We start from the raw sequence: 8,316 nt of genomic DNA, 5'->3' as shown, positions 1-8,316 counted from the left end.
GGAGACCCCATCGCGCCCGGGCGCTCGAGCCCCGGCCAGACCTCGGGCGGGAGCGGAGACCGTCGATTCCTGGATGCCGCATGACGCCCCATCGCGCGCGGCATCAGCCGGCCTACGCCTTCGACGCCGGAAGCGGGATCTCGCAGAAGTTGTTGGCGTCGACACGGAGCGGCCGATTGGACTTGGCGTTCTAGTTCTCCTGGACGAGCGCCAGGCGCTCCCGCTCCGAGAGGTCGCGGGCATCGCCGGTGCCGAGCGCGGCGCCGATCTTCTCGCGCGCGAGGCCGACCTTGCCGCCGACCGCGGCGTTGATGTCCATTCAGAGAGGGCACCCGTTGAGAGCGGCGACGCGGATCCGGACCAGCTGGATCAAATCGCGGCCGACCGTCCACGTCCGGACCCAAAGATCACGTTTGACAGGAACGCAGCGAGCATCACGCGCGGGGCGTGTGCCTGGACCTTCGTCGGATTGAGCGGGCGGCCGAGGGCCAGCCTGGATATGCCCTCGACGATCGCGGCGAGGAGTCCCGCGTCACGTCCTTCGAGAGATCGAATCCTGGTCATCGTGAAATACCTCCATGGATGAATCGAACGGCGCCCCCTCGGATCGACATTCCCGGGCCGTGTGGGGCACACCGATGAGGCACGGTTCGCGACCTGAGGGTATCCTTGGCGATAGAGGGCATCTCTGCCATGGCCGACCGCACGACGACCGACGCCGCCATCGAGATTCGCCTCAGCCAGCCCCAACAGCTCTTCAACTCGCTCGATCCATCTCCCTTTCACGAGCGCGACCTCGACGAGGATGCTGAGCAGTACATCGTCGACTCCGCCGACGAATATCCGCTCGACCAGCCGCTGAGGCTGGTCGTCTACCTGCCGGCCGGCCCCTCGCCGGGCGCGCCCCCGGATCTCGCCACCGGCATTCACAACTACTTCGCCTACCGGGCCGGTGAGACCCGGCGGCGGCTGCGCATCTTCTTCCGGGAGGGGCGCATCGCCCTTGTCGTGGGCGTGACGTTTCTCTTCGTGTGCATCGCGCTGCGCCAGCTGATTCTCATGGCCGCGACCGGGCTGGTCGTGCAGATCGCCGACGAGGGCCTGTACATCGTGGGCTGGGTTGCCATGTGGCGGCCGCTGGAGATCTTCCTCTACGACTGGCGCCCGATCCGGCGTCGTCAGCGTCTCTTCGCCAAGCTGGCCGAGATCCCGATCGTCATCCGATCGTCGTGAAGAGCCTGCCCGGCCGGAGGCTTGATAATCGCCCGCGTTCGTGAGACAAGCGGGGCCACCAACCTGCCCGGGAGGCTCCTATGACACGTGCGCTCGTCCTGGTCACGCTCCTCGTCGCCACGCTCGCCCCCGTCGCCAACGCCCAGACCACTCTGGTGGTCACCGGCTACGGCGGCCGCTGGTCGGAGGTCATGAAGAAGGCGCTCGTCGAGCCCTTCGAGAAGAAGCACAACGTCAAGGTCGAGGTCGTCACCGGCATCACGACGGAGTGGGTGGCCAAGCTCCTCGCCGCCGGGCCCGACAACCCGCCCTACGACGTGGTGTTCGGCAACGAGCCGGCATTCCCGATCCCGCGCGAGCGCGGCTTCTTCGAGAAGCGGAACGAGGCCCTCGCGCCCAACATCAAGAACCTCTATCCCAAGGCCCTCATCGGCGAGACGAGCCTGGCCATGTTCTGGGGACGCATCGGCCTCGCCTACCGCACCGACATGGGGCTGAAGCGGCCGGTATCGTGGAAGGACTTCTGGGACGAGACCTACACCGGCCGCCGCGCCACCTACGTCATCGGCAACACCCTGGGCATCAACTTCCTGTTCATGGCGGGCAAGCTCTACGGCAAGGACTACTTCGACGTGGACGCGGGCGTCGCCGCCATCAAGCGCGCGCAACCCAAGCTGGTGGACTTCACCGGCACGGTCGAGAAGCAGCTCGAGCAGAAGGAAGTGGTGATGGCGGTGCTGCACGACGCGTCCGCGTACGACCTCCAGAAGCGCGGCATCCCCGTGGACTGGGTCGCGCCGTCGGAGGGCCAGCCGATCCTCGACCAGATCGTGCAGGTCACGCGCGGCTCGAAGAACAAAGAGCTCGCGTGGAAGTTCATCGACGCGTACATCTCGCCCGAGGTGCAGCTTGCATTCGCCAGCGAGCTGTTCTGGAGCCCCACCAACAAGACGGTGAAGGTCCCGGCGGACGTGGCGAAGAAGATCATCAGCGGGCCGGCCGACGTCGACAAGCTCGTGCTCTTCGATTGGGCCCAGGTCGCCAAGCAGCGGCCGCAATGGACGGAGAAGTGGAACCGGGAGATGCGTTGACGGCTGCTGCGCCCGGCGCGGCCGGCACCGTCGCCCTCACCGATCTCGTCAAGCGCTACGGGACGACCATGGCGCTCGACGGGGTGTCGCTCGACATTGTCCCCGGCGAATTCTTCACCCTGCTCGGGCCGTCGGGCTGCGGCAAGACCACCACGCTTCGCTCCGTGGCCGGCTTCGTCACGCCGGACGCGGGGCGGGTCGCCATCAACGGAGCCGACGTCACCGGCGTGCCCCCGCATCGCCGGCGCGTCGGCATGGTGTTCCAGCACTACGCGCTGTTCCCCCACCGGACGGTGGCGCAGAACGTGGCGTTCGGCCTGCGCATGCAGGGCGCGCCGAAGGCCGACATCGCGCGCCGGGTGGCGGAGGCTCTGACCCTCGTCCAGCTCCCCGCGTACGGAGGCCGCTACCCCTCGCAGCTCTCGGGCGGCGAGCAGCAGCGGGTGGCGCTGGCCCGCGCGCTGGTGACGCGGCCCGCGGTGCTGCTGCTGGACGAGCCATTGGGGGCGCTCGACAAGAAGCTCCGCGACCACATGAAGATCGAGCTCAAGCGCCTGCAGCGTGAGGTCGGCATCACCACGATCTACGTGACCCACGACCAGGAAGAGGCGCTCACGATGTCCGATCGCATCGCGGTGATGCAGCGCGGGCGTGTCGAGCAGGTGGCAACACCACGCGGCTTGTACGAGGGTCCGGCGACCGCGTTCGTAGCCTCGTTCATCGGCAACATCAATCTGCTGGCGGGCCGCGCGGCCGGCGCGAACGTGGTGGCGTGTGCCGGGGCGACGGTGGCGGCGGCGGGGACGGCCCCCGCGGGCGCCCCGGTGTCGGTGGCCCTGCGGCCCGAGCGGGTGCGCCTCGATCCGCCCGCCGCGCTGGACACGGTACTGCCGATGACGGTGGCCCACGTGGTCTATCAGGGCGAGACCGTGCGCTACATCCTGCGCTCCGAGGGCGGGCTGGAGCTACAGGCGGTCGAGCTGGGCGAGGTGCGCTTCGCCGCGGGCGCCCGCGTGCGCGCGGGCTGGACGGCGGCGGACGCCCGCATCCTTCGAGAGGAGTCATCATCATGACGACGAGGGTGGGCATGATCACGGTGGGGCAGGCGCCGCGCAGCGACGTGGTGCCCGACATGGCGGCGATTCTCGGCGGCGACGTGGAGATCGTGGAAGCGGGCGCCCTCGACGGCCTCTCGCGCCTGGAGATCGCCCCGCTCGCCCCCGAGGGCGACGACGAGATCCTCGTGACCCGCCTGGCCGACGGCTCGTCGGTCTTCGTGGGCAAGACCAAGATGATCCCGCTCATCGAGGCGAAGATCGCGGCCCTCGAGGATCGCGGGGTAGCCCTGACCGTGCTCCTCTGCACGGGCGAGTTCCCGCGGCTCAAGGCGCGGCGGCCCTTCCTCGAGCCGCAGCAGCTCCTGCTGGGGCTGCTGCGCGCCATGGTCTTTCCCGGGCGGCTGGGGGTGCTGACGCCGTCGGAGCGCCACGTGCCCCAGACCCTGGCCCGCTGGCGCGCCTGCGGCTTCGACGCGCACGTGGCGCCGCTGTCACCCTACGAGGAGCACGACCCCGCCGCGGTGCGGCGCGCCGCCGAGGCGCTACGCGCGGGGAACGCGGGGCTCGTGGTCATGGACTGCATCGGCTTCCGCCGAAAGACCCGTGACGAGGTGGCCGCGCTCACCGGCGCGCCCACCCTGGTGGCCAACCTGCTCGTGGCCCGCGTGGCTGCGGAGCTGCTCGGCCGCTGATCCCGTGAGCCGCGGCGCCCGCGTCCTCCTGCTCGGACCGTACGTCCTGCTGCTGACGGTGTTCTTCACCGTCCCGCTGATCTTGATGTTCCTGATCAGCCTCTCGCGCAGCTCCTTCGGGCAGATCGACTGGGCCCTGACGCCGAGCCAGTACGTGCGCTTCTTCACCGACGCGTACTACCTGAGCGTGCTCGGCGACACGCTGTGGCTGGGCGTGCTCACCACGGTGGCGTGCCTGCTCCTGGGGTATCCCCTCGCTTACCACCTGGCCCTGACGCGGACGCGCGGGAAGCCGCTCTTGATCGTGTTCATCCTCTCGCCGCTGCTGGTCGGCATCGTCATCCGGTGCTACGGCTGGATGATCCTGCTCGCCGACCGCGGTCTCATCAACGAGACGCTCGTCCAGCACGGCTGGTTGGCGAAGCCGCTGCCCCTCATGTACAACAAGTTCGGGGTCACCGTGGCCCTGGTGCACGTCTTCCTGCCGTTCATGGTGCTGTCGCTGACCGGCGTGCTCAAGCGCATCGAGCCCCAGCTCATCGAGGCGTCGCAGACGCTCGGCGCCTCGCCGCATCGCGCCTTCTTCGAGATCACGCTCCCGCTGTCGCTGCCCGGCATCCTCGCCGGCTCGCTCCTCGTGTTCTCGCTGGCCATCTCGTCGTTCGTCGTCCCGATCCTCGTGGGCGGCTTCAAGGTGCACGTGCTGCCGATGGTCGTCTACGAGCAGGTGCTCTCCGTGTTCGACTGGCCGTTCGGCGCCGCCAACGCCTTCGTGCTGCTGGTCATCTCGGTGGTCTTGATCGCCGTGTACATCAAGGTGACGGAGCGGGCGCTGCGGGGGATCGTGTGATCCTGCGCGCGGCGGTGGGCGTCGTCTACGCGTTCCTGCTCCTGCCGATGGTGGTGGTCGTGCTGGCGGCGTTCAACGCGGGCAACTACTTCACGTTCCCGCCCCAGGGGTTCTCCCTCCGGTGGTTCGCCAACTTCTTCCAGCGTCGCGAGTTCATGCAGGCGCTCTGGCTGTCCACCGAGCTGGCCTTCTGGACCGCGCTTGCGTCCACCGTGATCGGGACGGCGGCGTCCGTCGTCCTCGTGCGGGGGCGCTTTCGCGGGCGTGATCTCCTGAACGCGTTCGTGACCTCGCCGCTCCTGCTGCCCCAGATCCTCACCGGGGTGGCGCTGCTGCAGTTCTACACGCTGCTCAAGATGCAGGCCTCGTACGCGGCCCTCCTCATCGGCCACATCGTGGTGACGACGCCCTACGTGATCCGCACCGTGACCGCCACCCTCACGCACTTCGACCTGGCGCTCGAGGAGGCGGCGCAGAGCCTGGGGGCCCACCCCCTGCGGGCGTTCTTCGAGGTGACGCTGGGCGTGATCAAGCCCGGGGTGGTCGCCGGGGCGATCTTCGCCTTCGCCATCTCGTTCGACAACTTCACCCTGTCGCTCTTCCTGACCAGCGCGAAGCTGACGCCGCTGCCCATCGAGCTGTTCGCCTATCTCAAGTACTCGTTCGACCCCACGGCCGCCGCGGTGTCGGCCTTCGCCATCGGCGTGGCGCTGGTGCTCGTGGTGGGCATCGCGCGCTTCATGGGGCTCGAGGAGTTCACGGGGTTTTGATGAGGCCTACCCGATGAGACCGGTTTCCCTGGACGAGATCGAGAGCCTCGCCATCGGCGCCTGGATCCTGGGCACCGGGGGCGGCGGCAGCCCCTACCTCGCACTGTTGAACATGCGGCAGCTGTACCGGAGGGGCGTCACGTGCCATCTGATGGATGCCGCCGAGCTGGACGACGACGACATGGTCGCGGTGGTCTCCAACATGGGGGCGCCGCTGGTGGGCCAGGAGCGCCTCACCGATCCCAAGACCATGGCGCTGGCCGTCACCATGATGGAGGAGTATCTCGGGAAGAAGTTCCGCGCCCTGATGTCGCTGGAGATCGGGGGCGGCAACTCCATTCAGCCCTTCATGGGCGCCGCCATGCTCGACCTGCCGGTGATCGACGGTGACTGCATGGGACGCGCCTTCCCCGAGGCGCAGATGACCAGCTTCGCCATCCACGATCTGCGCATGTACCCGCTCACCCTCGCCGACGTGCGCGACAATGCCGTGGTCGTCGCGCGCGCGGCGTCGTGGAAGTGGATGGAGCGCATCAGCCGCAAGGCGTGCGTGGAGGTGGGCTCGATCGCCTCCACGTGCAAGGCGCCGCGCACCGGCAAGGAGATCAAGGAGTGCGCGATCCTCGGCTCCACCACCAAGGCCATCGGGATCGGCCGGGCGGTGCAGGCGGCGCGCAAGGCCCACCGGGACCCCATCGAGGCCGTGTTGAAGCAGGAGGGCGGGATCAAGCTCTTCGTGGGAAAGATCCACGACATCGCCCGCCGCACGACGGAGGGCTTCCTGCGCGGCACCGCCGCCATCGAGGGCCTGGAAGAGTTCCGCGGCCACACCTTCCGGCTCGCGTTCCAGAACGAGTTCGCGGTGGGCTGGCTCGACGACGTGCCCTGGGTGATGACCCCCGACCTCATCTGCGTGCTCGACACCGTGGCGGGGGACGCCATCGGCACCGAGACGCTGCGCTATGGGCAGCGCGTCACCGTCATCGCGCTACCCGCGCCCCCGATCCTCCTCACGCCGAAGGGGATCGAGCACGTGGGGCCGCGGGCCTTCGGCTACGACCTCGACTTCCGCTCGGTGTTCGCATGAGGCGGCGCATCGGCATCGACGTGGGCGGCACCAATACCGACGCGGTGCTGCTCGAGGACGACCTGGTGGTGGCGGCGGTGAAGACGCCCACCACTGAAGATGTCACCAGGGGCATCACCCGCGCGCTTGCCGGGCTCGTCGAGCGGGCCCCGGGGGCACGCGAAGCGCAGGCCGCGATGATCGGCACCACCCACTTCACCAACGCGGTGGTGCAACGGCGCGAGCTCGACCGCGTGGCCGCCGTGCGGGTGGGCCTGCCGTCCGGGGCGTCGCTGCCGCCCTTCGTCGACTGGCCCGAGGACCTGGCCGCCCTCGTGCGCGGCGAGGTGGTGATGCTGGAAGGAGGTCACGAGTTCGACGGCCGCCCGCTGGTGCCGTTCGACACCGCGGGCATGCGCGCGGCGGCCCGGCGCATCCGCGACGCCGGGATCCGCTCGGTAGCGGTGGCCGCGGTGTTCTCGCCGCTCAACGCGACGTGCGAGGAGCAGGCCGCGGCCATTCTCGGGGAAGAGTGCCCGGAGGTGACGGTCACCCTCTCGCATCGCCTGGGCCGGATCGGGTTGCTCGAGCGCGAGAACGCGGCCCTGCTCAATGCCTGCCTGGTCCAGCTCGCGCGGAAGACCACGCGAGCCTTCACGGCGGCGCTGCGGGCCAGCGGCATCGCGGCGCCGCTCTACCTCACCCAGAACGACGGGACCGTGATGCTCGCGGAGGTGGCCGAGGCCTACCCCGTCTACTCGTTCGCCTCGGGCCCGACCAACTCCATGCGGGGCGCGGCGTTCCTATCCAAGCGCGCGGACGCGCTGGTGATCGACGTGGGCGGCACCACCACCGACATCGGTAGCCTGCGCCACGGCTTTCCGCGCGAGGCCAACAGCGTGGTGGAGATCGGCGAGGTCCGCACCCTCTTCCGCATGCCCGATCTCCTGTCGCTGGGCTTGGGAGGAGGCACGCGGGTGGCGGCGGCGCCGTCGCTCCGCATCGGGCCCACCAGCGTGGGCTACCGGCTCACCGAGCAGGCGCTGGTGTTCGGAGGGGACGTGCTCACCGTCACCGACGTCGCGGTGGCCGCCGGTCTCATCGACCTGGGCGACCGGTCCCGGGTGGCCGCGCTGCCCGCCTCGCTGGTGGATTCCACGCTCGCGCGCATCCGTGCCATGATCGAAGAAGGGGTGGACCGCATGAAGACCGACGCGGGTGACGCGCCGTTGATCGCGGTGGGGGGCGGCTCGTTCCTGGTGCCGCCGCGGCTGGCCGGCGTCTCCGAGGTCCTGAACGTCCCCCATCAGGCGGTGGCCAACGCCGTCGGCGCGGCCATCGCGCAGGTGAGCGGCGAGGTGGACCAGATCTTCCAGGATCTCTCCCGAGACGAGGCCATCGCTCGGGCCCGCCGGGCCGCCGAGGACAAGGCGGTGGCGGCCGGCGCCGACCGCGGCACGGTCAGCGTGGTGGAGGTGGAGGATCTCCCCCTCTCGTATCTGCCGGGCAACTCGCTCCGGACCCGCGTGCGGGTGGTCGGAGAGATCGCGCGGTAG

The 8,316-nt window shown here is 69.4% G+C and carries 9 protein-coding genes; 8 read left to right on the top strand and 1 reads right to left on the bottom strand.

What is annotated here, in order from left to right; genetic code table 11:
* Window positions 1–190 precede the first annotated feature (190 nt).
* Complete coding sequence (locus tag VFX14_01980) at window positions 191–319, bottom strand: hypothetical protein (protein ID HEU5188437.1); 129 nt, start codon at window positions 317–319, stop codon at window positions 191–193.
* A gap of 374 nt (window positions 320–693) precedes the next feature.
* Between VFX14_01980 and VFX14_01975 the strand changes: the two genes are divergently transcribed.
* The 8 genes from VFX14_01975 (at window position 694) to VFX14_01940 (ending at window position 8,316) form a co-directional block, all read left to right on the top strand.
* Complete coding sequence (locus VFX14_01975) at window positions 694–1,233, top strand: hypothetical protein (GenBank protein ID HEU5188436.1); 540 nt, start codon at window positions 694–696, stop codon at window positions 1,231–1,233.
* 80 nt (window positions 1,234–1,313) lie between these two features.
* The gene (locus VFX14_01970; GenBank protein HEU5188435.1) at window positions 1,314–2,324 is read left to right on the top strand and encodes an extracellular solute-binding protein; all 1,011 of its coding nucleotides are present in this window, start codon (window positions 1,314–1,316) and stop codon (window positions 2,322–2,324) included.
* Complete coding sequence (locus VFX14_01965) at window positions 2,321–3,397, top strand: ABC transporter ATP-binding protein (GenBank protein HEU5188434.1); 1,077 nt, start codon at window positions 2,321–2,323, stop codon at window positions 3,395–3,397. The genes VFX14_01970 and VFX14_01965 overlap by 4 nt, the downstream gene beginning before the upstream one ends.
* Entirely contained in the window at window positions 3,394–4,074 is a 681-nt protein-coding gene (locus tag VFX14_01960) for an AroM family protein (GenBank protein ID HEU5188433.1), read from the top strand. The genes VFX14_01965 and VFX14_01960 overlap by 4 nt, the downstream gene beginning before the upstream one ends.
* A gap of 4 nt (window positions 4,075–4,078) precedes the next feature.
* Entirely contained in the window at window positions 4,079–4,924 is an 846-nt protein-coding gene (locus VFX14_01955; GenBank protein HEU5188432.1) for an ABC transporter permease, read from the top strand.
* Window positions 4,921–5,694, top strand: a complete 774-nt coding sequence (locus VFX14_01950) for an ABC transporter permease (protein ID HEU5188431.1) — start codon at window positions 4,921–4,923, stop codon at window positions 5,692–5,694. The genes VFX14_01955 and VFX14_01950 overlap by 4 nt, the downstream gene beginning before the upstream one ends.
* A 13-nt stretch (window positions 5,695–5,707) precedes the next feature.
* A complete protein-coding gene (locus VFX14_01945) occupies window positions 5,708–6,781 on the top strand; it encodes a DUF917 domain-containing protein (GenBank protein HEU5188430.1) in 1,074 nt (357 codons plus the stop codon).
* Window positions 6,778–8,316, top strand: a complete 1,539-nt coding sequence (locus tag VFX14_01940; GenBank protein ID HEU5188429.1) for a hydantoinase/oxoprolinase family protein — start codon at window positions 6,778–6,780, stop codon at window positions 8,314–8,316. The genes VFX14_01945 and VFX14_01940 overlap by 4 nt, the downstream gene beginning before the upstream one ends.

Source organism: Candidatus Methylomirabilota bacterium (assembly GCA_035764725.1).
Taxonomy (GTDB): Bacteria; Methylomirabilota; Methylomirabilia; order Rokubacteriales; family CSP1-6; genus DASRWT01.
This window is presented reverse-complemented; position numbering and strand designations above follow the sequence as displayed.

Coding starts and splice junctions, on each gene's coding strand:
- VFX14_01980 (HEU5188437.1), bottom strand. CDS start 319: ATGGACATCAACGCCGCGGTCGGCGGCAAGGTCGGCCTCGCGCGCGAG.
- VFX14_01975 (HEU5188436.1), top strand. CDS start 694: ATGGCCGACCGCACGACGACCGACGCCGCCATCGAGATTCGCCTCAGC.
- VFX14_01970 (HEU5188435.1), top strand. CDS start 1,314: ATGACACGTGCGCTCGTCCTGGTCACGCTCCTCGTCGCCACGCTCGCC.
- VFX14_01960 (HEU5188433.1), top strand. CDS start 3,394: ATGACGACGAGGGTGGGCATGATCACGGTGGGGCAGGCGCCGCGCAGC.
- VFX14_01945 (HEU5188430.1), top strand. CDS start 5,708: ATGAGACCGGTTTCCCTGGACGAGATCGAGAGCCTCGCCATCGGCGCC.
- VFX14_01940 (HEU5188429.1), top strand. CDS start 6,778: ATGAGGCGGCGCATCGGCATCGACGTGGGCGGCACCAATACCGACGCG.